The sequence below is a fragment of the Synergistaceae bacterium genome (assembly GCA_031272035.1).
GTDB lineage: Bacteria > Synergistota > Synergistia > Synergistales > Aminobacteriaceae > JAISSA01.
This window is the reverse complement of sequence record JAISUO010000010.1, coordinates 1-24,215: the sequence shown is the minus strand read 5'-3', so window position 1 is coordinate 24,215 and position 24,215 is coordinate 1. Positions and strand designations below refer to the sequence as shown.

Sequence of the window (24,215 nt, the reverse complement as noted above, 5' to 3'; positions counted from 1 at the left end):
AATGCGCTCTTTCATGTTATCGTACCTCGTAATTTAAGATACGAAAACTATATCTTGTATTCAGAAATTGGTCAAGTACTGTTTGCACAATTCCTAAGAAAAAGGACTCGTCAGAATTATGCGGGTGTAGATAATGGAATGTCGAAAATTTCAGGCGGAACTTTAATCGGTACCATGATTGCGAAGATAAACTAAAACGGCCGCTCCACTGGGAGACGGCCGTTTCACCTGGATAATTTTTCGGATGATTTCGTTTTGTGTTCTGGGGGTTCGGGCTACTTTTTCCCCTTTACCAGTTCCGTCAGGAATTTTTCGTCGGCAAGCCAGGGCAGGGTGATGTGTTCGCCGGTTCGGCGTTTGGTGTTGAACTCGGCGGAGACCTCCAGGGCGCCGTCATTGCGGGCCCAGGCGCGGCGGGCGACTCCGCCCATGACGTCCCAGGAGAGGGCCTGGCGAATCGTTTCGTCCACCCGGGCCGACCCGTCCAGCACCAGACCAAATCCACCGTTGATGGCCTTGCCGATTCCGACGCCGCCGCCGTTGTGGAGGGCGACGAGGCTCATGCCCCGGGCCGCGTTTCCGGCGAAGCACTGAGTCGCCATGTCGGCCATGACGTTGCTGCCGTCCCTGATATTCGCGGTCTCCCGGTAGGGCGAGTCGGTGCCGGAGACGTCATGATGATCGCGCCCCAGCATAACGGGCCCGATTTCTCCGTTCCGAACCATTTCGTTGAACTTCAGGGCAATTTTCACCCGTCCTTCGGCGTCCTGATAGAGAATGCGGCACTGGGTTCCCACCACAAGCGCGTTCTTCTCCGCGTCCCGGATCCAGATCCAGTTGTCTCTGTCCTGGAAGCGGCGGTTCGGGTCGATGCAGTCCATCGCGGCCTGATCGGTCTTTTTGAGGTCCTCGGGCTTTCGGGAGAGGCAGCACCAGCGGAACGGACCGTAACCGTAGTCGAAGAGCATCGGCCCCATGATGTCCTCCACGTAGCTCGGGAAGATGAATCCATCGTGGGTATCGACGCCGTTTTTGGCGACTTCCTTCGCTCCGGCATCGTAAATGGCCCTCAGGAAGGAGTTCCCGTAGTCGAAGAAGTAGGTTCCCCGTCCCACCAGGGTTTTGACCAGGCCGAAATGACGAATCAGCGTCTGATCCACCAGTTTGCAGAATTTTTCAGGATCTTCCTTCAGAAGACGGGTGCGTTCCTCAAAGGTGATTCCCGCCGGACAGTAGCCGCCTTCGTAGGCCGCGTGGCAGCTCGTCTGATCGGAAAGCAGATCGATGGTGATGTTGTTGTCGACGGCGTACTGCAGCAGGTCGACGATGTTGCCCTCAAAGGCGATGGAGCTGACCTCCCCTTTCTTCATCAGGGCCTGGGCCTTGTCGAAGGCCTCTTTGGGGGATTTCGCCAGTTCCTGCACCCAGCCCTGGCTGTGGCGGGTCTCGATGCGGGAGGGGTCCACCTCGGCCGTTATGGAAACGCAGCCCGCGATGTCCGCGGCTTTGGGCTGCGCGCCGCTCATGCCGCCGAGTCCGGAGGTGACGAACAGCTTCCCCTTCAGAACGTCGTGGGCGTTGCCGAATTTCAGCCGGCCGGCGTTGAGCACCGTGTTGAACGTGCCGTGGACGATCCCCTGGGGTCCGATGTACATCCAGCCTCCCGCCGTCATCTGTCCGTAGTTGGCCACGCCGAGCTGCATGGCCCGGTGCCATTCCTCGTGGTTGTCGAAAAGTCCCACCATCAGCGCGTTGGTGATGATGACCCGGGGCGCGCCGGGGTGTGAGCGGAAAAGCCCCAGAGGATGTCCGGATTCCACCACGAGAGTCTGGTCGATGGTCAGGGCCTCCAGGTATTTTTTGATGAGAAGGTACTGCATCCAGTTCTGGCAGACCTGCCCCGTCTCTCCGTAGGTGACGAGCTCGTAGGGATAGAGGGCGATGTCGAAGTCCAGATTGTTGTCGATCATGACCTGGAAGGCCTTGCCCTCCGTGCAGCCGCTTTTGTATTCGTCGATGGGCTTGCCCCACAGGCGGCCCTCCGGCCGGAAACGGTAGCCGTAAATGCGGCCGGTGCTCCGCAGCTCCTCCAAAAATTCGGGGGCGAGCTCCCGGTGATACTGCTCTGGGATGTAGCGCAGCGCGTTTTTAAGCGCCAGTACGGTCTCGGCCTCGCTGAGGGTGAAGCCTCTGTCGGGGGCCCTCCGGTATTTGGGGTCGAGCGCGGGTTTTTTGGGCAACCCATTGGGAAAATCCAGTTTGATCCGCATTGCCCCGCCCAGTTTCTCGTTGTTCATCATAGTGCATCGCACTCCTTTCCAGATAAAACCTGCTCAAATCTCATAATATTATAATAAAACTTTTGCTTCCAGAAATTTACGGGAACCCATATCTTCTTTAAAAATTCTACACGAAAAAAAATACTTTTGCTTACGTCTTTATACAGTATTGTTCATATTATCAGTTAAATTACTGAGGTGAAGGTCTTTCAAGATTGCATATTTTAAAGTTGATAAATTTCCTTGGGTATGATAATCTGCGCATTACGAGAGAGAGGTGAAGCGCCCGTGAAACTGACGACCGTGACTCGCTATGGCCTGCGGGCTTTATCCGACCTTTCCTCCTGGGAAGGCGAAGGGCCTGTGGCGGTCAGCGACATCGCGCGAAGGCAGAACATTCCGTCCAGTTATCTGGAACAGCTCTTTGCGAAACTGAGAAGGGGCCATCTGATCAAAAGTATACGAGGGGCGCAGGGAGGGTACATTCTGGCTCGGCCGCCGGGTGAAATCACCGTGGCGGAGGTTATCCGGGCCCTGGGTGAATCCATCGCCTTCGGCGACTGTCAGACGGAAGCGGGCTGCCGGAACATCGCCTCCTGTTCCACGTACGGGCTCTGGCAAAAACTGAAAAGCTCGGTGGACAGTATTCTCGAAAACACGACGCTGGAGGACATCGCCAAAAAGGGCGATAAGGCATTACCCGATCAGGAGGATTTTTTTTGATACGTCGGGATTTGAGTAACAGGGAGGGGTATTGAATGCAAAGAGTGTATCTCGACCACGCGGCGACGACGCCGATGGATCCGGAGGTTCTGGCGGTGATGACGCCTTATTTTACGGAGTTTTATGGAAATCCGTCCTCCGTTTATTCTCTGGCTGCCAAAAGCCGCGCGGCGATAGAAAAAGCCCGCGGACAGGTCGCCGCAGCTCTGAACGCCCTGCCGGAGGAGATTTTCTTCACCGGCAGCGGGACGGAGGCCGACAACTGGGCGCTTAAAGGGGTGCTGGAGAAACAGCGCTCCAAAGGCAATCACATCATCACCACGCAAATCGAACATCACGCCATTCTGCATACGGGGGAGTATCTGGAAAAGCTGGAGGGCGGAACCGTCACTTACCTGCCGGTGGATGAAGAGGGGTTCATCCGCCTGGAGGATCTGAAGGCCGCCATTACGGATAAAACGATTCTGGTCTCCGTCATGTTTGCCAACAACGAGATTGGAACGATACAGCCCATCAGGGCCATTGGGGAACTTTGCCGGGAGCGGAAAATTCTCTTTCACACGGACGCCGTTCAGGCCGCGGCTCAGGTGGATATTGACGTGAACGCGCTTTTCATCGATCTGATGTCCATGTCCGCCCATAAGATGTACGGCCCCAAGGGAACGGGGGCGCTTTATATGCGCAAGGGCCTGCGGCTGGAGAATTTCGTCCACGGAGGCGGGCAGGAGAAGGGCAAGCGCGCCAGCACGGAAAACGTGGCGGGCATCGTGGGCATGGGGTTTGCCATGGAGAAGATGAAAGCCAGTCTGCCTCAGGAAAAACAGCGACTGACCGGCCTGCGGGATCGGCTCATTGAGGGCGTTCTGAAGGCCATTCCCCACGCGAGGCTCAACGGCGCCCGGGGAGACAGTCGTCTGCCGAACAACACAAACTTCAGTTTTATCGGAATAGAGGGAGAAACCCTTCTTCTGGACATGGACGCCAAAGGCATCTGCGGTTCCACGGGCAGCGCCTGCACATCGGGCTCTCTGGACCCTTCCCACGTTTTGATGGCCCTCGGCCTTCCCCACGAACTGGCCCACGGATCTCTGCGTCTGTCCCTGGGGCACTCCACCACCGACGAACAGGTGGATTACGTCCTGGAGGTCCTGCCGAAAATCGTGGCCCATCGGCGTGAAATGTCCCCTCTGTGGGAAGATTATCTGAAAAAAATCGGCGAGAAGAAGTAAAATAATATTGAAGAAGTAAAATTAAGTAAGGCATCTGGCAACAGAGTTTTTGAAGTTTTTGAAGTTTTTGATTGAAAGGTATTTGATTGAAAGGGGTGTGCGCAATGGCGCTGGCCTATAGCGAAAAAGTAATGGAACATTTTGGCAATCCACGCAACGTGGGGGAGATTGAGAATCCGGATGGAATTGGCGAGGCCGGAAACCCCAAGTGCGGGGATATTATGAAAATATATCTGAAGGTTAAGGGAAATGTCATCGAGGACGTAAAATTCAAGACATTCGGCTGTGCGTCGGCGATTGCGTCCTCCAGCATGGCGACGGAGCTGATCAAGGGAAAAACCATCGATGAAGCCTGGGATTTGACCAACTCGGCGGTGGCCGAGGCCCTGGACGGTCTGCCTCCCGTCAAGATGCACTGTTCCGTTCTGGCGGAAGAGGCCATTCATCGGGCGATCAACGACTACCGGGAGAAACACGGTCTTGATCTGGTTCCCATGAAGAACTACGACGACGAGCACGAGCACGCGCCCTGCGCGGTGTAGGAACAAAGACGTCCGAGTTCGTCGGGTGCGCCGGACATGGGAGAATACAGGGAGCGCTGCGGCTGGTGCGGAAGGGATGAGCTCTACGTCAGGTACCACGACGAAGAGTGGGGTGTCCCGGTGACAGAGGACCGGAGGCTTTTTGAATTTCTCGTTCTGGAAGGCGCACAGGCCGGGCTTTCCTGGCTGACGATATTGAGGCGGCGCGAGAATTACCGCGCCGCCTTCGCGTTTTTCGACCCCGTGAAGGTGGCGGCTTTCGGGCCGGAGGACGTGGAGAAGCTGCTGCAGAACGCCGGCATTATCCGCAACCGGCGCAAAATCGAATCCGCGATCAACAATGCCCGCGCGTTTTTGCGCACGGCGGAGGAATTTGGCTCCTTCGCCGCTTATCTGTGGGCGTACGTGGAGGGACGGCCCATCGTCAACCACTGGGAGGACCTCTCGCAGGTTCCGGCCGTCACGCCTCTTGCCGAAAAAATCAGCAAAGACATGAAACAGAGGGGATTTTCATTTTTCGGTCCCGTCGTCTGTTACGCCCACATGCAGGCCACCGGTATGGTCAATGACCATTTGACGGGCTGCTTTCGCCATGCCGAGCTGGAGAGCCGGACGCCTCTGATGAAAAGCGTACAGACGGAAGGCATACAAACGGGAAGCAAATGAACAGAACGCTGAAAATGTGTTAATATGATTCCAGGTGCAGAAATCAATCGAAGCGTCGACTTTTTCAACCGAATCGACGCGGGGGAGGGGAGTGTAAGAATGAAACCGGTCTCCTACGTTATCACCAGTTTTATCGAAAAGACCATGAGTATCAAGGGATTGACTCTTTATGTGACGTCCGACGGGAAATACCTGGTGATGGACGGTCAGTACGATACGATATTCAAGTTTGATCTGGTTTTTTCCGACAACGATTTCAGTTGTCAAATCCTCGCCAAGGGCTCAGAAGGTCTGATGCTGAAACATTCGGTCAACATCCCCTGGACCAATGGCTCCGCCCTGCGGGAATTCATGGAATTCGTGCGAGAACTGTAATACCAGTTTCATACCCGTTTAAAGTTAAATTTGAAGTCAAATTTGAAATCTGAGGTTTTATTTGAAATCTGACGTCAAAGATCTGTGATTTGTTTTTCAGTTGAAACCGGCACATATAAAAGCCCCGCCTTCGAGAGATTCGAAAAGCGGGGCTTTTTTGGTTATTCAGTTATTCAGAATCAGACACAGACAGCTATACGGTATGGTCCTTTTTGAGCGCCGAGAAGGCCTGCTGCACCATCGCCAGCGCCAGAAGGAACAGCACGATGGAGAGTCCGCCCAGGAGGTAGTTGGGGACCTTCGCGTCCACCAGGTTGCCCTTGATCATGAAGCCCAGAGCGGCCAGCGTCGTGAGAAGCATGAACCACATGGGGTACATCAGCCAGTCGTTGCGCTTTTTCAGGCCGCGTTTCACCCACACCGCCACGCCCAGAAGGACGAGGGCGCCAACCAGCTGGTTCGCCGAACCGAACATCGGCCACAGCGCGGACCACACGGGAATTTCGGCTCCGGCGGTGTTGTGGGTCTTCATGAGAAGCATTCCCATGGCGGCCACCACGACCACGCCCGTTGCCGAGTAGCGGTCGATCTTCATGTTGAACAGTTCCTGAATCAGGTAACGGCCCAGACGGGTCGCCGTGTCCAGGGAGGTCAGAAGGAAGCTGTTCAGGGCCAGCAGCCCCAGGGATTTGCCGATGATGGGATCGATTCCGACGATCTGGGCGAAACGACCAAAGCCCGTGGCGTAGGTGTTCATGGGGTCGCCCAGCATGGAACCGGAAACCATGATGGTTCCAATGGCGATGGTGGCCACGATGCCTTCGATCAGCATGGCGCCATAGCCAACCAGGACGGCGTCCTTTTCCTTGCGGATCTGCTTGGAGGTCGTTCCGCTGCCCACCAGCGCGTGGAATCCGGAAAGAGCGCCGCAGGCCACGGTGATGAAGAGCATGGGCCACAGATAATCTCCGTTGGCTCCGATAAAGGACTTGAAGGCCGGCAGTTTGACCTCGAAGTGGCTCCCTCCGACGACCATGCCGATGCTTCCGATGATGACGGCAAAGTAGAGGAAATAGGAGGCCAGATAGTCCCGTGGCTGAAGCAGCAGCCACACCGGCAGAATGGAGGCCAGAATGATATAGACCACCAGCACCCAGCGCCAGGCTTCCATATTTTTGGCGTTCAGGGCCTTTTTCGCGGCGGTGTACTCTTCGAAGGTCCCGACGTCCTTCAGGACTTCGTCGGTGGCCTTAGCCGCCTCGAACTTCTCCGCGGAGTCGATGGCGGAACCGTCCGGCGCTCTGTGGAACTCCAGCGCCGTATTGCCGGAGAAGGAGAACATGTGATAGATTACCTTGTTCTGGTTGCCGAACCAGCAGGCGTAAATGATGATGGGAACCATGATGACGGTCATCAGCCACAGGGGGAAGTTCATGCGGTAAATCAGAACGCCGAATATGACTGCCATGAAAATGTAGAGCACGGAAGAAAACGCCACCGCGGGATCCGCCGCGAAGGAGTTGGCCGAAAGCTGAAGGAACACGGCTACGACCAGAATAATCGTAAGAATGGTGAACAACAGGAAAAGAATCTTTCCCTTGCGCCCGATCCACCGGTCGACCACCTCTCCGATGGACTTGCCTTCATGGCGCATGGAGGCAACGAGACCGCCCATATCGTGGGGGCCGCCCAAAAACGCCGAACCGATGACGCACCACAGATAGGTGGGCAGCCATCCGAATATGTTGGCCGCCGTGATGGGACCGGTAATGGGCCCCGCGCCGGCTATGGAGGAGAAATGGTGTCCCAGCAGAACCGCCGGATGCGCCGGACAGTAGTCAACACCGTCGTACATGGCCTCGGCCGGCGTTTTGTTATCGTTGCTGAGTCCGTAGATACCCGCCATGAACTTCCCATAGGTATTGTAGGCCACTACAAAAACAACCACCGCTATTGCAAACATCGCTAATAACATTTGACTGCTCACCTTCCTCGAAAGTTGATCCCATGTTACCGATTGAACCTGGGCTCTTTTGGAATCTCCGAGATGTTCATTCCCTTACCCATGCAGCAGTTTTCCTTACTTCTACGTTTCTGTTCCGTTCCTGCTCCTGCGTACAGATTGCGTTCTTCCCGCCAAAATCCCCTCCTTTTTTCAAAATTCCTGGTGACTGATACACTAGATCAGGCAGAGGACAACGATCTTTTCCTCTTGCCGTTAAAACCTCGTTTCCTGATCTTTTTCTGTCTAAATCACAAAGTCCATCTTTTACCTTATTTCCAGGTTATTATAACGTATAAATGCGTAATCTTCCGATGATCTTTTGCAGAATTATTCATCCGGGTATTGCAGGAGGAATTGCAGATGGAAAATATTCCGCTGGAGCGATTTTTCACGAAAAAAACTCCCCCGCCTCCGGAGACGCCGGATCGGGGGCTTTCCTGGACGGTGCGAGTTCCCATGCTGACCAACCCCGCCTTTATGCTGGATTTTCTGATGGCGTTTCTGGCGGCCTGGTTCTTTCCCTCTCTGCTGTTCGGCCTGGGGATGTGGGCGTCGGGAGTTGGGCGGGACGTCATATTTTTCGTCATCCGATGGATAGGACTTTGCGTCGCGGGTCTGGCGATGCTGAGCTGCTTCTTTATGCTGATTCGTCATAAAAACGGCTATTATGTCCGATACACCCTTTCTCCGGCGGGGATCTCCAGCACCGTCAGCTTCGAAGCGCCTCCGACGATCCCCGCGCCGGCGGACGTTTTATTTTCCCGCTGCGCCGTGCCGCTGTCGACGGGAAACGCCAATTTCTCCGGAACGGAAAAGTGGTCCGCCTGGGATAAAATCCGAAAAGTCCGTGTTTTGCGTTCTCTGCGGCTGGTCACATTGTCCGATTCGCTTCTGCCCGTATTTCGAATTTTCTGCCCTGACGACACCACTCTGGATCGCGTTTTGGAGCTGAGCGCGGCCATGCTCGCCCGCAAAAAGGAGAGCGCCCCGCCTCCGGCGTGAGGTCGCGCCGGAAGCGGAAAAAAAGTGGAGAAGAAAAGGCGGATAAGAAGAAGTGAAGAAAAAATCAGGTTCAGGTATCGCCGAAATCTTTATATGATCTTTCCCAGCTCTTTGGCCTGCTTCAGTTCGGGGCGGCCGTCGATGTCGTTGGGATCGTGCAGCTGAGGCGCGATGACGACGCCGGCCTCTTCCCATTTCAGATAGTCTGAAATCTGGCGGAACATGGAAACGGCGGAATCGGCGGCCGCGCTGGAGACGTCTCCGCATGTGATCAGCAGGGCGGCGCGCCGGACCGGCATTCCCTCGCTCAGCAGCGCATACATGCGGTCGATGGCGACCTTCAGCTGTGCGGAGAGGCCGAAATAGTAGATTGGAGAGGCGAGGACCAGGACGTCGGCCATCTTCAGCTTTTTGAGGATGGGGATCATGTCGTCGCGCTGCACGCAGGCCCCCGGGTCCTCGAAACAGTGGTTGCAGCCCAGACAGCCGCCTATGTTCAGGTCGGCCGTACGAAAAAGAGACACGCTGTTGCCCGCCGACTCCGCCCCTTCGACGAAAGCCCGAACCAGTCGATCGGTGGTGGCGTTTTTGCGGGGCGAACCGGAAAGAATCACCACATTTTTCCCCATAGTTTTTGAAAAGCCTCTCTTCTGTCAGAGATATGTTAGAACTAGATATATATATATATATTACACCGATGGGGAATATTGTAACTGAGGCGAGGTCCTTCGCATATCATGCAGACAGTCGGCCCTCTGCCGAAGAACCGACTGTCTCTTGTTTACGTCGCTGTTTTGACCGTTTCCGGCCGCTTTATTGGGCGGATTTGTCCAACAGGTCTTCGACGGGCTGCCAGGGCATACCTTTGCGTTTTCGGGTAAACTCCTCCCGGGCCTCGGCGAGAAGAGAAGGATCCCGGGCCAGGTCATAAATGCATCCGGCCAGGGCTTTGGCCGCCAGCTTCATTCCCTTGAGCCCGATGGAACTTCCGGCGCAGGCCGTGGCCTGCCAGGTGTGGTTGGGAACGCCCAGCGGCCATGTAGCGCACCACATCATGGAAGTGGGCATGATATGCGCCACGTCTCCCACGTCCGTGGACCCCATGATGAAGGTTCCATGGTCGAAGCAGGGCAGGGGAGAGGCGTTCAGCACCTTTTCATCCTCAGGCAGGGGAGTTTTGGTCAGAGCGGTGTCCACCAGGCGCGGGTCCAGAGTTGCCTGTATCTCCTGGCCGAACTTCAGATCTTCCTCGTCGAAATCCGCTTTTCCGGCAAAAGAAATCAGATTTTCTTCGAGGGCGCGGTTCAGCCTTTGATTGGGAAGCGTGTTATAGCAGCCGCCCAGAATTTCCCAGGTCACTTCCGTTTCTGTCATCATCGCCGCGCCTTTGGCGACTTTGACGAGGCGTTTCCAGAGGGAAACCAGCTCCTCGTCGTGGGGAGCGCGGGCATAGTACCAGACCTCGGCGTCCGCCGGAACCACGTTGGGAGCGACGCCGCCGCTGGTGATCACGTAGTGCAGTCTGTCCTGGTCCACCATATGTTCCCGGACGTAGTTGGCCCCCACGTTCATCAGCTCCACCGCGTCCAGCGCGCTGCGCCCTCCCTCGGGAGAGGCTCCGGCGTGGGACGCCCGTCCTTTGAAGTGAAATTTCGCGGAGCCCAGCGCCGTAAAAATGGCGTTTGTCACGGAGCTGTGGTCCCCGGGATGCCAGGCGAGAGAAACGTCGGTTCCGTCGAAATAACCCAGCTTCGCCATCGCCCCCTTGCCGGTCAGGACCTCCTCCGCCGGGCAGCCGTAGTACCGGATCGTTCCTGCCAGTCCCTGAGCGACGAAAATCGCTTTTGCGGCGCAGGCGGCCAAAAGAGAGCCGACTCCCAGCAGGTTGTGACCGCAGCCGTGCCCCGGACCTCCATTCGTCACAGGAGAGACCTGCGCGGACACGGACTGGGAAAGTCCGCCCAGAGCGTCGTATTCCCCAAGCAGTCCTATAACCGGCCCTCCGGGAACTTCCGAGCGCCATTCCGCCATGAAGGCCGTGGGCAAACCGTCTTTTTGTGTAATGCAAAATCCCTGTTTTTCCAGAAATTCTTTCTGGAGTTTTACGGCCTCATATTCTTTATGGGCGATTTCCGGATTTTTCCAGATGTTGAGAGCCAGTTCTTCGAAAGATTTTTTATTTTCTTCGATCCACGTCAGGATCATCTGTTTGTCTGTGTTCTGCACGGATTACACGTCTCCTTTATGCGGGCAGATTTGGGGTTCTTTAATGTGTATATTCTTCTAAAGAATACCCTTTTTATGCAGAAATACGCCGATACCGATGCTGAAGACAACGACGCTCAGCGTAGAGAGAAAATTCGGCACGACTCCGGCTCGTACGCCCAGGGCGATGAGAATGGAAATGGCCAGGACGATGGGAGCCAGTTTCAGCTTCGAAATGGCAAACTGTACGAAAATGGCTCCGAAGAGAGCGGGCAGTAAAAACTGCAGAGCGGAAAGGACAGGCCGGGGCAGCCGCCCCAGAGCCTGAGCTCCGGCCACGACTCCCGCCGTGAGGATCAGGGTGTTGACCACAATGGAAACCGCCATGCCCAAAGTGGCGATGATGCTTCCTTCTTTGGTGCCAGGCTCTACGTTCGCGATTTTCTGCGCGACCATGGCGCAGGGGATGCGCAAATTGCTGATATTTCCGGAAATAAAGGCCATGTAGGTTCCGGCGACTCCGATGATGGGGAAATAGGATATGGGTTCCACGAACCAGACGGCCCCTACGGCGGCGGCAATGGCGACAAAGCCGTTCAGGATGGCGCTGACGGGCGGAATGATGTCGAAAACGACGGCCAGGACCAGAGCCGGTCCGAAGGCCAGCAGGACCCCCAGCCAGTTGGTGATGCGTCCCCATTTGATAATCTCAGGCAGAAATTCCTTTTCATATATATTGTCGGCGTTCATTGTTTCAGTCTCCCTTCGATAAAAAGTCTTCAATCAAAACAAAATCTTCAATCAAAAAATAAATCAAAAAATAAATCGGTCAGGAATGAATGACTTTTAAAACGTGAATGACTTTTAAAACGGCCAGAGAGCCGCGACCAGCGTTCCGCCGAACAGGGCGAAAAACAGAGCCCATTCTCTGAGCCATTTGATTTTTTTCCGGTCGGCTAGGGGGGACAGCAGCAGCATGATTACGCCGCCGGCCACGCAGGCAACGGAATTTTTGTTGAGGGCAATGAGATGGACCCCGCTGAAGGACCCAAAAGCGGCCAGTATGGCGGCTGAGGAGATGACGCCCATCAGCGCGGTGCCCTTGCCCGAAATTTTTTTCTGAACTTTTTCCATTTTGTCCGCGGTCAAAGTGGCGAAGATGATCCACCCGACGGACCCCAGCGTCATCGTCCACACCGCGTTGGCAAAAGCGACGGGCGTCATGGGATCCGAGCCCATGGTGACCCCGGTGGCCTGAGCTCCAAAACCCGCGGCCATCATCTCGAACATGGCCGAGCCGATGAACGACAGCCTCATCCACGCCATGGGGCCGCCGATGGCGACCAGAAGCGCGATCAGGGCGCTCAAAATGACGCAGGACGGCCCGATGGACGTAATGACGCTGCTTTTGACGGCGTCTCCCATCTGCGTTCGCGTCAGCCCGATCTTCAGACCCGTCCGGTAAGCCTTCCCGGCGAACAGAAAAGCCTGAATCAGAACGATCAGTACCGCTGCCCCCGCAGCAACCCACATCCACAGACTGTTGGCTGTTTCAAGGTAGTTACTTTGCTCCACAGTTATTTCCTCTCCCTCCGCAAAATGAAATCACTTTGTAAATCTGATTCGATAAAGCATTGTTCCACATTTTAAGCGAATGACAGAAAATAAAAATGGTAAAAATCAGTAATTTAAGTAAGTAAAAATGATGAATACATTTTTAATGTTTTATGATAAATGTTTTATAACAATATAAATATAGAAATATTTTTAAATACTATAATTTTTTGCTTATTGAAATATGAAATTATATTTAAACTATATTTATGAAAATTTCATTTTGATTTTTATGTTATTGGAATGCGGTCTTTCTTTTGTCCGCCGCCGGCCTCATAATAGCTGCGGCGGATTGCATATTTTTCATGCTGAAACAATTCCATGCTGAAACAGGGCTGAAAATCCAGAGTCGGCAGAGCTCTGTGACGAAGGGGAGGACAAATGAAATCTTATCGAAAAGAGCTGCATTTTCACACCAAAACCCGCAGAGAGTACGTCAACATCACCTCCAAAGTGGAGGCGGCGCTGAGTGAAAGCGGAGTTCGCGAGGGGCTGTGCCTCGTCAACGCGATGCACATTACGGCCAGCGTTTTCATCAACGACAACGAGAGCGGCCTTCATCAGGATTTCGAACGCTGGCTGGAAAAAATCGCTCCGGAAAAACCTTACGACCAGTACAGCCACAACGGCTTCGAGGATAACGCCGACGCGCATCTGAAGCGCACGGTTATGGGACGGGAGGTCGTCGTAGCCGTCACGAACGGGAAACTCGACTTCGGCCCCTGGGAGCAGATCTTCTACGGTGAATTTGATGGAATGCGGGACAAACGGGTTCTCGTGAAAATTATCGGGGAATGATACCAAAAACAGGGGTCATTGTGTTTCCAGCTTGAGATCGTCCAGCAGAACAATGCCCTTTTTCAGCGCGATCAGGATGGCTTCCGTTTTGTTGCGGGCTCCGAGCTTGCCGTAAACGGAGGCCAGGTGGGCCTGCACGGTTCGTTCGGTGATGGCGAGACGGGCCGCCACCTCGTGGGCCGGCATCCCCTGTCCGGCCAGGAGCAGAACTTCCTTCTCACGCGCCGAAAGCTCCTCCGGGTCCTTGAGGCTCTCTCGCAGGGACACGGCGGGGTCGAGGTAGAAAATGCCCTTCGCCACGTCGAATATCGCCCGGCGCAGCTGGTCGAAGGGGGTCGTTTTGAGCAGGAAACCTCCCGCTCCGGCCCGAACGGCGGCCATAACGTACTGCTGGGCGTTGTAGGCCGTCAGAATCAGAACACGGGTGGGAGACCCCTCCTTTAAAACCCGACGGGTGACGTCGATGCCGTTGCCGTTTGGCATTTCGATGTCCAGCATGGCCACGTCGGGCTTCAGGTTCATGATGCCGCGCCAGGCCCCCTCTCCGTCCGTGGCCTGACCCACCAGCTCGATGCCCTCCTCCCGTTCCAGCCAGGCCGCGAGCCCCGCCCGGGTCATGGGATGGTCGTCCGCCAGAAGAACGCGAAGAGCGGGAGAGGAAGAGGAGGAAGATTCCGTTTTCGTTCCGGCCATGTTCACAGGTCCGGATGGTCCGGGAAGAGCGGGACCCGTTTCTGCTTTAGCACGTCCACGATCCCCAAATCCGAAACCTTGAATTTCGGCGAAACAATCAGGGAAGCGGTGGCGACTTTCAGCAGCGACGCGTCTTTATCGCCGAAGGCCCGGCGGTAGAACGGTTCGAAATGCCCCAGCGCGGCGGCGAGCTCCGGCGCGGACAGCTCCGAAATCAGACCGCCCACGGGCAGGGCCACCGTCCTGACCTGTCCGTCGATGGAGACGGCAAGACCTCCGTCCATTTCGATCAGGGCGTTTATGGCTTTTACGGCGTCGTCCGGGTTCCGGAAAGCCACCGTCAGATTGTGAGAGTCGTGGGAAACGGTGGATGCCGCCGCCCCCGCGGTCAATCCGAAATTCTCCACGACCGCCGCGCCTCTGCTCGTCAGGCCGTATCGGTTGAACACCATCAGATACGCGAAATCTCCGTCTTTTGGAAGCTCCAGCACGCCTTCCGGGGACAGGGGAAGTTCTCTTTGCGTCAGCTCCGTGATTTTTTCCCTGAAATCGATGACGCTGACCTTTACTTTTCCGGCCTTCGATTCCGGACCGGAAACGCGGAGCTCCAGATCCTTCCTCTCCATTTTTTTCAGTTTTACGCTCTTCATGAGCTGTGCCGGGGCCGGAACGAAGGTTTGCTTCGCCTTTTCGGAGAATTTTCCGTTCTCCGCCCGCAGCTCGCCTCCCACGAAAACCGCGCCGGGAACGATGCGTTCGAGGGTCCCGAAGATCATCAGGTCCGCCAGACACCCCGCCGCGACGCGGCCCAGGTTGGCGATCCCGTACTCCTCGGCCACACGGCGGGTTCCCCAGGAGAGGGCCAGGAGGGGGTCGAAGCCCTCGTCGATCACCCGCTGCACCGCCACGTTCATGTGCCCCTGGTTCACGATGTCGGCCGCGTGGCGGTCGTCCGTGCACAGAGTCAGCCGAAGGGCCGCCGGGCTGGGGAAACGCCGGACGCCCCGAAGCAGGTCGGGAAAGAAATCATGGGCCCACACCGGCATGGAACTGCCGCCCTTGAGGTCCACCCATCCCCCTTTTTCGAGGGTTTCCACCACTTCCTCCTCCGAGCGCAGCTCATGGTTTCCGCCCAGTCCGTGAATCAGGTAGGCCGAGAGGGCGCGTCCGAAAAGCCGGTAATAGTGACTTTGCAGGTAGAGGCCGTTCTCTCGGGCGGCCTGCAGGATTTCCATCATCAGCGGGTCGCCCTGCATGACCCCGGGGTAGTTCATGACCTCTCCCAGGCCCACCACCAGTTCCTCGTCCAGGGCGGCCATCTCCGAAACGTCCCCGCCCTCCACCCGGGCGCCGGCGTTTTCCAGCCCGGGCACGGAGGGAACGCAGGAGGGGATCAGCATAAACTGGCGGATGGGGGAGCGTTTGCCATCCTCCAGCATGTAGCGGAAACCGGCCTGTCCGGCCACGTTCACCAGTTCGTGACAGTCCGTGAAGATACTCGTGGTTCCATGAACCACCACGGCCTCGCCCAGGTGTTTGGGGGTCAGCATGGAGCTTTCCACGTGAACGTGAGAATCCATCAGTCCGGGGGCCACGATTCCCCCTCCGGCGTCGTACAGGACTTTCGCGTTGGCTTTCGTGCCCTGAAAGGCGGCGGGGTCGCTTTCCACGTGGACGATGACGCCCTCCGACACGAAAATCTCCGCGGGATAGCAGGTCAGGGTGTCCACGTCCGCGAGGGAGCCGCCGACAATCGCCAGGTCCGCCTGAATTTCCCCGGCCGCGGCCCGGCGAAGGGCCTCCCGATTCCGATAGCGCCAGCGATCAATCATGCGCATGGTCATTTCTTTCTCATCGCGCCTTCCTCAGCGCGGCGCGGATATAATCTGGACGACGAAGTAGCTCACGCCCAGGGCGAACAGCAGAAGGCCCGCCACCAGCTTCACCCTGTTTATCGGAGGCCGTGTGTACAGGAAGCGAATCGTCCGGAGCAGTCCGTTGGCGATGATGCCGAAGCACATGGAGCCGGCCGTGTTTCGCAGCAGAGCGTAAAAAGCGATCATCATCAGCACGGAGACCAGCTCGACCTGGTCGTCCTCGGTTTGGCGGACGATGCGCCGGATTCCCAGCATCATGCCGATTCCCACGGCGAACAGCGCCGCGCCGGTGGCCATCGGCGGAATCATGAGGAACAGCGGAGAGAGGAACAGGGCCGCGAGAAAGAGCCCTCCCGTCACCAGAGAGGCGAAACCGGTCCGCGCCCCCGACTCCACCCCCGCGCTGGACTCCACGAAGGTCGTGACCACCGTCAGCCCGAAAAACGCGCCGATGACCGTGAAGAGGGAGTCCACGTAAAACACCTGATTCAGGCGCGGGACGTTGCCGTCGTCATCCATCAGGCCCGCTTTTTCGGCGCAGGCCAGAGCCGTGCCGGCCGTGGAGAAGAAGTCGCCCATAAAAAACACGAGAATATAGGGATAAACCTGCTCGATCCAGCTGCCTGACAGCTCAAAGGCCCAAAAAACCGGAGCGACGCTGGGAGGCTGGGTGATCCAGGAGGGCGGAGTTTTGACCATCCCCAGGTAAATGGCGATGGCGGTGATGGCGAGCATACCGATCAGGTATCCTCCCGGCACCAGGGGGCGGTCATTGTTTTTTCGCCGCAGGAACACCATGGCCAGAATCGTCAGCAGCCCCGCCAGCCCCAGGGCCACCCGGGGATCGGTCAGGTTGCCCAGGACGAAGCTGTTGTTATTGATCAGAGCGAAACCGATGCCGGAACGTCCGGCCCCCAGAATCGCCAGCTGCAGGCCGATGCAGAAGCTGACTCCGAATTTTACGCTGACGGGGATCGCCTCAACGACCACCTGCCGGAGGTTGAAATTCAAAATTTTGGGGTTTCGCACGCCAAACAGCCACAGGCATCTGAGGATGGGCCAGCTGACCAGGACGAACAGCGTTCCCGAAATCACGACCATGCCGATTCCCTGCTGCCAGGTGATCAGCCCCGCTCCTACCAGCCCGATCATGATGGCGTTGCTGCCCATGCCGGGGGCCAGGGAGAAGGGCAGTTTCGCCCACAGGCCCATCACGATGGAGGAAACGCCGGCAATGATCGCCGTCGCGGTAAAAACGGCCTCTCTGGGCATTCCCTTGCCTCCGGCGGCCATAATGGAGGGATGGACCACCAAAATGTACGCCATCGCCATGAACGTCACCACACCGCCCAGAATTTCCGTTGGAATGGAACTTCCCCGCTCCGAAATCTGAAAATATTCGTCCAAAAATCCCCGTCGCTCCGCCATCGATTTCACTCCCCGCAGAATTGTCAAAACCCCGCTGCGTTTTCCGTTTTGGGAGCACAGTGGGCTCTGTCTCCTGAATTTCGCAATGCAGGGTATTATATCACTTTAATACGGGTCGCGTTCCTCACGGGAAGGTGAGGGCATCTGCAGGATTAAATATTAATGGATTGCCAGTTTTCTGTTATATTATTACTACATTATTGTTCACAAAAAACGGAGGAAGGAGACGGTTCACGGGGGAAGAGGCGTCGTCCTTTGGGGGTGCCGGTCAGTAGTGATAAAATTCGCTGCAGGAGGGGAAGTGTTATGAGTATCGTTTCCATTGTCAAAACTTCCGGAGACGACGAAAGAAGCGTGGCGGCGGCGGTACGGGAGGCCATTCGCGAAATCGGCGGAATCGACGACATCGTGAAGCCCGGGTATACCGTCATTGTTAAGCCTAACTTCGTCGCCGTTCCCTCGGAGCGCCTTTCGGGAGCGGTGACCCGTTGGGAGGCGGCGAAAGCCGTGGCGGACCTGGTGAGGGAACGCGGGGCGGAGCCGATTATCGCGGAGTCCTCGGCGGCGGGCGTCGATACCGAAAAGGTCATCGAAAAAACGGAATACGACCTGCTTCGCAAACAGGGCTACAAGGTTGTGGACCTGAAGCAGACTCCTCCCGTGACGGTTTCCGTCCCCGCCGGCTGGAAGGTTTTCGGCGAGATGAAAACCTGGGAGCCGGTGAAAAAAGCGGACGCCATCATCAGCGTGCCTGTGCTGAAAACCCATGATCAGACGGAGGTCACCCTGGGCCTGAAAAATATCAAGGGCCTGATCAGCGACGCCCACAAGAAGGACTTCCACCGTTACGGCGTTCTGGAGGGCGTGGTGGATCTGATCACGACGTTCAGGCCCGTTCTGACGGTCATCGACGGCACCTGGGGACAGGAGGGGCTGGGGCCCATATTCGGCACGCCGGTGCCCATGGGGCTGATCGTCGCCTCGAAGGACATGGTGGCGGCGGACGCCGTTGGGGGGCGCATCATGGGCTATGACCCGAAGGACGTGCCGATCACCGTTCGGGCCGCCGCGCGCGGGCTGGGGGAGATGGACCTCTCGAAAATCGAAATTCGGGGCGTTCCGGTTTCGCAGGTGGAACGGCGGTTTCTGCGGGCTTCGGAGACGAAAATCGAGGGTCTGCCGCCCTTCGACCTCCTGATGGACGAAGGGGCCTGCACAGGGTGCCGCAACACGGTGATCAGCGCCATTATGGACATGAAGAGCCAGAATCTGGAGTCAAACCTCAAAGGCAAATGCATCGTCTGCGGTCCGCTGGACGAGTCCAAACTTCCTCCGGATGTGCCCAAAGACCGGGTCGTCCTGGTGGGAATCTGCACCCGTCAGCTGGAGAAGCGGGGAACCTTCGTGCCGGGCTGCCCTCCCAACAACGTGTACGTCGTTCGAGGCGTCGTGGGCGAAGAAGTCGCAAATCGTTACTGATTATCTGTCTGAATGATGAATCTGATGATTGAAAGGGATAAAGGAGCTATCATGTCAAAACGTCGAATGGAAACGATGGATGGTAACACGGCTGCGGCGTATGTTTCATATGGTTTTACGGAAGTGGCGGGGATTTTCCCGATCACGCCCTCGTCTCCCATGGCGGAGCTGATCGACGAATGGGCGGCCCACGGGAAGAAAAACTTTTTCGGACAGCCGGTTCGGGTGATCGAGATGCAGTCCGAGGGTGGAGCGTCGGCGGTTGTGCACGGCGCCCTGCAGGGAGGGGCTTACGCCACCACCTACACGGCCTCCCAGGGGCTTCTGCTGATGATCCCCAGCATGTACCGCACGGCGGGGGAGCTGCTGCCGGCCGTTTTTCACGTGGCCGCGCGATCTCTGGCCAACAACGCGTGGAGCATTTTCGGAGAACACCAGGACGTGATGGCGGTTCGGCAGACGGGTTTTGCCATTCTCGCCTCCAGCAGCGTCCAGGACGCCATGAACCTGGGGGCGGTCGCCCATCTCTGCGCCATCCGCTCAAGGGTGCCGTTTCTCCACTTTATGGACGGGTTCCGCACCTCTCACGAAATTCAGAAGATTGAAGTGCTGGAGGACGAAGAGCTGAGGGCGCTGGTGGACTGGGACGCGGTGAAACACTTCCGGGACAACGCACTGAACCCCGACCACCCCGAGCTGAGGGGCTCCACGGTGAACCCGGACGTGTTCTTCCAGCTTCGGGAGTCCGTCAATCCCTGGTATCGCGCCCTTCCGGAAACAATCGATCATTACATGGGTGAAATCAACCGGCTGACCGGCAGAGACTACGGTTTCTTCAATTATCACGGCGCTCCCGACGCCGAGCGGGTGGTCATCTCCATGGGGTCCAGCTGCACCGCCCTGACGGAGGTGGTGGACTGGCTTTCCGCCCGTGGCGAGAAGGTCGGGCTGGTGACGGTGCACGTTTTTCGTCCCTTTGTCCCGGAGCGCCTTCTGAAGGTGATCCCTTCCACGGTCAAAAAAATAGCGGTTCTCGACCGCACCAAGGAAAACGCCGCCGCGGGCGAGCCCCTTTACCAGGACGTCCGGAGCGCCTTCTGCGGACATGCCGGCGCTCCCGTCGTCGTCGGAGGCCGCTATGGCATCGGCTCGAAGGATTTCAACCCCTCCATGGCCTTCGCCGTTTTCGAGAACCTGAAGCAGAGCGCCCCCAAAAACAGTTTCACGGTGGGGATCGTGGATGACGTCTGCGACACCTCCCTGCCCCGCCCCTCCGAGGTGGTGGATACGGCGGCGGAAGGCACCATCGCCTGCAAGTTCTGGGGACTGGGGTCCGACGGAACCGTGGGAGCGAACAAAAGCGCCATCAAAATCATCGGAAACCACACGGATATGTACGCGCAGGCCTATTTCGCCTACGATTCCAAAAAATCCGGCGGCGTCACCATCTCTCATTTGCGTTTCGGCCGCTCTCCCATTCTGTCCTCCTACTACATCGACAGAGCCGACTTTATCGCCTGTCACAACGAGGCCTACGTGGGCCTTTACGATCTTCTGGAGGGTCTGAAGCGGGGCGGGAAATTCCTGCTGAACTGCTCCTGGTCCGCCGCGGAGCTGGAAGAACGTCTGCCCGCCGCCATGAAGCGCTTCATCGCCGAAAACGAGGTGGAGTTCTACACCGTCGATGCCGTGAAAATCGCGCAGGAGCTTGGGCTGGGCGGACGGATCAACATGATCATGCAGGCGGCCTTCTTCAGGCTGGCCCACATTCTCCCCGTAGAAGAGGCCGTCAAATACCTGAAGGACGCCGTCGTGGACTCCTACGGAAAGCAGGGGCAGAAGGTCGTGGACATGAACCACGCCGCCATCGATCGCGGCGTCAGCGACGTGAAGCTCTTCTCCGTCCCCCCGACCTGGAAGAACGCGCAGGATTCCGCCCCGGAGGAAAAACCGAAAAGGGGCTTTTTCGTGGACGTCATCATGGACAGCGTCCTCCGTCAAAAGGGCGACGATCTGCCCGTCAGCACCTTCAAAGGCTACGAAAGCGGCTTCTTCCCCCTGGGAACGACCCGGTGGGAGAAACGGGGCATCGCGGTTCGGGTGCCGGTCTGGAAATCCGAAAATTGCCTCCAGTGCAATCAGTGCGCCTTTATCTGCCCTCACGCCGTTCTCCGTCCGCTTCTGGCCGATGAAAACGAGCTGAAGGGCGCTCCCGCGGACCTGCAGACGCTTCCCGCCACGGGGTTCGAGGGGAAAAAGTTCCATCTGGCGATTTCCTCCCTGGACTGCACCGGCTGCGGCGGATGTGTGGAGGCCTGCCCCGCCAAAAACAAGGCGCTGGTCATGAAACCTCTGAACGAAGTCCGCGACACGGCAGCGCCCCTCTGGGACTTCGCTGACAGCCACATTTCCTGCAAGGAACTGCCGGAAAAACAGACTCAGAGCGTGAAGGGCAGCCAGTTTGTGCGTCCTCTGCTGGAGTTCAGCGGAGCCTGCGCCGGCTGCGGAGAAACGCCTTACGTCAAACTGTTGACTCAGCTCTTCGGGGATCGCATGGTGGTCGTGAACACGGCGGGCTGTTCGGCCGTCTGGGGAGGGAGCTTCCCCTCCATGGCCTACCGGAAGAACGATCGCGGACACGGCCCCGCTTATGGATATTCGCTGTTCGAGGACTGCGGAGAGTACGGATTCGGCATCCACATGGGAGCGACCCAGAATCGCGAGCGACTGGCCGGAGAAGTCCGGGAAGCTCTCACGCTGGGGAACCTCTCCCAGGATCTGAAAACCGCCATGACGGACTGGCTGGATCTCCGTCTGGAGGTGGAGGGAACCCGCGCCCGGGCCGACCGTCTGTCGGAGCTTCTGGAGAAGGAGAAGGGCTCGGACGAGGCCCTCAACCGCATCTGGGAGCGTCGGGATTTCCTGGTCAAACGCTCCCTGTGGATTGTGGGAGGGGACGGCTGGGCCTACGACATCGGCTACGGCGGGCTGGATCACGTTCTGGCGGCGGGAGAGGACGTCAACGTGTTGGTGCTGGATACCGAAGTGTACTCCAATACGGGCGGACAGTCCTCCAAGGCGACGCCCACCGCGGCCGTGGCGGGATTCAACGCCGGAGGCAAGCGGACGGGCAAAAAGGACCTGGGCCTGATGGCGGTCACCTACGGCAATATCTACGTGGGACAAACCGCCATGGGAGCGGATAAGAGCCACACTCTCAAAACCTTCCTGGAGGCGGACCGGTATCCCGGAACCTCGCTGGTCATCGCCTACTGCCCCTGCATCAACCACGGTCTGGTGGCCGGGATGGGCAAGTCTCAGGAGCAGGAGCGCCGCGCCGTGGAGGCCGGATACTGGTCGCTGTATCGCCACAATCCGCAGCTGAGGCAGGCGGGGAAGAACCCCTTCTCTCTGGACTCCAAAAAACCCACCGCTTCGTTCCGGGACTTTCTGCTCAGCGAAGTGCGCTACGCTGCCCTGCAGCGTCAGTTCCCGGAGGTTGCGGAGGCCCTCTTCCAGAAGTCCGAAGAAGAGGCGAAGGCGCGTTACGCCTCGTACCAGCGTCTGGCGGGCGAGGACAAAATCCCCCTGACCGCTCAGTGATCTGTCGGTGATCTGAACAGTGTGACGAACGGGCGGCCAAAAGCCGCCCGTTTTTCTTGCGGGCGGAAAGCGTCTTTTTTAGTAAACGAGTACGCAATCCGCTATAATTTAACCATTGGGGAAGCGCTGATTGCGATTGTCAAAAGGTGGAAATGAAAATGGAAAAAATAAAACTGGAACTGGAAACGAAACAGGCCGGGATTGAACTTCGGGCGGCAGAGAATCCCGACCAATGGAAAGGAAGCGCCGTACTGGTTCTGATGACGGAAGAGGACTGCAAAAAGTGCGAGGTCGCGTCCGCCTGGAAGTCCCAGGTGAAGGCCCTTGTGAAGCGGAAGGATTTTCTGGGCAAAAAGGGCAGTCTGGTGAAGGTCCCCCTGTTCGGCGGAAATGTTGAAAGCCTTTACCTGGCGGGGCTTGGCGGAGATGAAGACTGCACCTCCGCCCGTCTGCGAGACAGCCTCGCCGGGGCTCTGCGCAGAATTGGGCGGGAACATAACGAATCCGTCCTGATTCTGACCGAAAAGAAGGGACGCGAGGAAGAAATTCTTTTGGGAGAGGCCGTTGAGCTCTGCGGCTATGTTTTCAACAAGTATAAAGGGAAGGCGAATCAGGACAAAAGCGCCCGGGAGAACGAAAACGAATTTTCTCTGAGTGAGGTTTTCGTCCCCGGCTCCACCCTGTCGAAGGACTGGGAGGCGCAGACCGGAATCGGCAGAACCTTCGCCGCGGCTCAGAAAACAGCCCGCAGCCTGGCCAACGAACCGGGCAACGTGGTCAATCCCCTGACGCTTGCGGAATATGTCGCCGCCTTCGCCAAAAAACAGGGCCTGTCCTGCGAGATCTGGGACGAAAAAAAGCTGGAAACCGAGAAGATGGGCGCTCTGCTGGCCGTGGGGCAGGGCTCGAAAACGCCGTCGCGCCTGATTCATCTGACCTGGAAGCCCAGGGGGAAGGCGAAAAAGAAAGTCGTTTTCGTGGGCAAGGGAATAACCTTCGACAGCGGAGGACTGGACCTGAAGCCCGCGGACTATATCAAAACAATGAAATGCGACAAGACCGGCGCCTGCAACGTCATCGGGATAATGCAGGGAGTCGCCGCCCTCGCGCCTGCCGCGGAGGTGCACGGCATTCTCGCCCTGGCGGAAAACATGCCCTCGGGCACGGCTCTGCGCCCTGACGACATCATTCGGGCCCGCAACGGCAAAACGATAGAAATCGACAACACCGACGCCGAAGGACGCCTTGTGCTGGCGGACGCTCTGTGCTTGGCCAGCGAACTGAAGCCCGACGCGATCGTGGATATGGCGACCCTGACCGGAGCCTGCGCCGTGGCGCTGGGGAACTGGACGGCGGGGGTGTTCGCCACGGACGACGCCCTCTGCGACGCGCTGCTCGCCGCCGGACGCAGAAGAGGAGAGCGTCTGTGGCGTCTGCCCATGGACGATGAAAAGATCGGAGAAACCCTGAAGTCGAAGTTTGCCGACCTGGTCAACGGAGCGGGACGCTACGGCGGAGCGACTTTCGCCGCGATGTTCCTGAACGAGTTTGTGGAAAAGGGCATCCCCTGGGCGCACCTCGACATTGCGGGCGTCGATTTCTACAAGGAAGAATGGGGCGTCTGGGCCGCGGGAGCGTCCGCCTGGGGCGTGCGCACCTGCCTCGACTACGTAATGAACCTGAAGTGACACCGAATT

At 57.4% G+C, this 24,215-nt stretch carries 20 protein-coding genes; 11 read left to right on the top strand and 9 right to left on the bottom strand.

Annotated elements, in window-relative coordinates:
* A partial coding sequence (locus LBR61_00995; GenBank protein MDR1730647.1) for a hypothetical protein occupies positions 1 to 195 on the top strand: 195 nt, incomplete at its 5' end.
* An 80-nt stretch (positions 196 to 275) separates the two neighbouring features.
* Here LBR61_00995 and LBR61_00990 read toward each other — a convergent pair.
* A complete protein-coding gene (locus LBR61_00990; protein MDR1730646.1) occupies positions 276 to 2,300 on the bottom strand; it encodes a urocanate hydratase in 2,025 nt (674 codons plus the stop codon).
* Positions 2,301 to 2,567: 267 nt separating this feature from the next.
* On the opposite strand from LBR61_00990, the gene LBR61_00985 reads away from it, so the two are divergent.
* The 5 genes from LBR61_00985 to LBR61_00965 all read left to right on the top strand — a co-directional run bounded on the left by LBR61_00985 (position 2,568) and on the right by LBR61_00965 (position 5,814).
* Entirely contained in the window at positions 2,568 to 3,002 is a 435-nt protein-coding gene (locus tag LBR61_00985; protein MDR1730645.1) for an Rrf2 family transcriptional regulator, read from the top strand.
* A gap of 35 nt (positions 3,003 to 3,037) precedes the next feature.
* The gene (gene nifS, locus LBR61_00980) at positions 3,038 to 4,231 is read left to right on the top strand and encodes a cysteine desulfurase NifS (GenBank protein ID MDR1730644.1); all 1,194 of its coding nucleotides are present in this window, start codon (positions 3,038 to 3,040) and stop codon (positions 4,229 to 4,231) included.
* A gap of 104 nt (positions 4,232 to 4,335) precedes the next feature.
* Positions 4,336 to 4,773 (top strand): Fe-S cluster assembly scaffold protein NifU, encoded by a 438-nt coding sequence (nifU, locus tag LBR61_00975; GenBank protein MDR1730643.1) that lies wholly within the window; start codon positions 4,336 to 4,338, stop codon positions 4,771 to 4,773.
* Positions 4,774 to 4,809: 36 nt separating this feature from the next.
* On the top strand, positions 4,810 to 5,439 hold the full coding sequence (locus LBR61_00970) for a DNA-3-methyladenine glycosylase I (GenBank protein MDR1730642.1): 630 nt from the start codon (positions 4,810 to 4,812) through the stop codon (positions 5,437 to 5,439).
* Between the two features lie 99 nt (positions 5,440 to 5,538).
* On the top strand, positions 5,539 to 5,814 hold the full coding sequence (locus tag LBR61_00965; GenBank protein MDR1730641.1) for a hypothetical protein: 276 nt from the start codon (positions 5,539 to 5,541) through the stop codon (positions 5,812 to 5,814).
* Between the two features lie 193 nt (positions 5,815 to 6,007).
* Here the strand turns inward: LBR61_00965 and LBR61_00960 are convergent, their stop codons facing one another.
* Positions 6,008 to 7,789, bottom strand: a complete 1,782-nt coding sequence (locus tag LBR61_00960) for a carbon starvation protein A (protein MDR1730640.1) — start codon at positions 7,787 to 7,789, stop codon at positions 6,008 to 6,010.
* A 390-nt stretch (positions 7,790 to 8,179) separates the two neighbouring features.
* On the opposite strand from LBR61_00960, the gene LBR61_00955 reads away from it, so the two are divergent.
* Entirely contained in the window at positions 8,180 to 8,821 is a 642-nt protein-coding gene (locus LBR61_00955; protein ID MDR1730639.1) for a hypothetical protein, read from the top strand.
* 89 nt (positions 8,822 to 8,910) lie between these two features.
* Here the strand turns inward: LBR61_00955 and LBR61_00950 are convergent, their stop codons facing one another.
* From LBR61_00950 to LBR61_00935, 4 genes are all read right to left on the bottom strand, one after another.
* The gene (locus LBR61_00950; protein ID MDR1730638.1) at positions 8,911 to 9,450 is read right to left on the bottom strand and encodes a flavodoxin family protein; all 540 of its coding nucleotides are present in this window, start codon (positions 9,448 to 9,450) and stop codon (positions 8,911 to 8,913) included.
* Positions 9,451 to 9,634: 184 nt separating this feature from the next.
* Positions 9,635 to 11,047 (bottom strand): amidohydrolase, encoded by a 1,413-nt coding sequence (locus tag LBR61_00945; protein ID MDR1730637.1) that lies wholly within the window; start codon positions 11,045 to 11,047, stop codon positions 9,635 to 9,637.
* Between the two features lie 57 nt (positions 11,048 to 11,104).
* Positions 11,105 to 11,776: a hypothetical protein gene (locus LBR61_00940; GenBank protein ID MDR1730636.1), complete on the bottom strand. Its 672-nt coding sequence runs from the start codon at positions 11,774 to 11,776 to the stop codon at positions 11,105 to 11,107.
* A gap of 114 nt (positions 11,777 to 11,890) precedes the next feature.
* Positions 11,891 to 12,601, bottom strand: coding sequence for a DUF5058 family protein (locus LBR61_00935; GenBank protein ID MDR1730635.1), 711 nt, complete (start codon positions 12,599 to 12,601; stop codon positions 11,891 to 11,893).
* Between the two features lie 420 nt (positions 12,602 to 13,021).
* On the opposite strand from LBR61_00935, the gene LBR61_00930 reads away from it, so the two are divergent.
* Positions 13,022 to 13,438, top strand: a complete 417-nt coding sequence (locus LBR61_00930; GenBank protein ID MDR1730634.1) for a secondary thiamine-phosphate synthase enzyme YjbQ — start codon at positions 13,022 to 13,024, stop codon at positions 13,436 to 13,438.
* A 15-nt stretch (positions 13,439 to 13,453) separates the two neighbouring features.
* Here LBR61_00930 and LBR61_00925 read toward each other — a convergent pair whose 3' ends face one another.
* From LBR61_00925 to LBR61_00915, 3 genes are read right to left on the bottom strand one after another with little or no spacing between them, the layout of a single operon-like run.
* Positions 13,454 to 14,131 carry a response regulator transcription factor gene (locus tag LBR61_00925; GenBank protein ID MDR1730633.1) on the bottom strand — a complete coding sequence of 226 codons (678 nt, stop codon included), beginning with the start codon at positions 14,129 to 14,131 and terminating at the stop codon, positions 13,454 to 13,456.
* Positions 14,132 to 14,133: 2 nt separating this feature from the next.
* A complete protein-coding gene (locus tag LBR61_00920) occupies positions 14,134 to 15,969 on the bottom strand; it encodes an amidohydrolase family protein (GenBank protein MDR1730632.1) in 1,836 nt (611 codons plus the stop codon).
* A gap of 27 nt (positions 15,970 to 15,996) precedes the next feature.
* On the bottom strand, positions 15,997 to 17,436 hold the full coding sequence (locus LBR61_00915) for an NCS2 family permease (GenBank protein MDR1730631.1): 1,440 nt from the start codon (positions 17,434 to 17,436) through the stop codon (positions 15,997 to 15,999).
* 306 nt (positions 17,437 to 17,742) lie between these two features.
* On the opposite strand from LBR61_00915, the gene LBR61_00910 reads away from it, so the two are divergent.
* The 3 genes from LBR61_00910 to LBR61_00900 all read left to right on the top strand — a co-directional run bounded on the left by LBR61_00910 (position 17,743) and on the right by LBR61_00900 (position 24,206).
* A complete protein-coding gene (locus LBR61_00910; GenBank protein MDR1730630.1) occupies positions 17,743 to 18,915 on the top strand; it encodes a DUF362 domain-containing protein in 1,173 nt (390 codons plus the stop codon).
* Between the two features lie 51 nt (positions 18,916 to 18,966).
* Entirely contained in the window at positions 18,967 to 22,518 is a 3,552-nt protein-coding gene (gene nifJ / locus LBR61_00905; GenBank protein ID MDR1730629.1) for a pyruvate:ferredoxin (flavodoxin) oxidoreductase, read from the top strand.
* A gap of 158 nt (positions 22,519 to 22,676) precedes the next feature.
* Complete coding sequence (locus LBR61_00900) at positions 22,677 to 24,206, top strand: leucyl aminopeptidase (protein ID MDR1730628.1); 1,530 nt, start codon at positions 22,677 to 22,679, stop codon at positions 24,204 to 24,206.
* Positions 24,207 to 24,215: the final 9 nt, after the last annotated feature.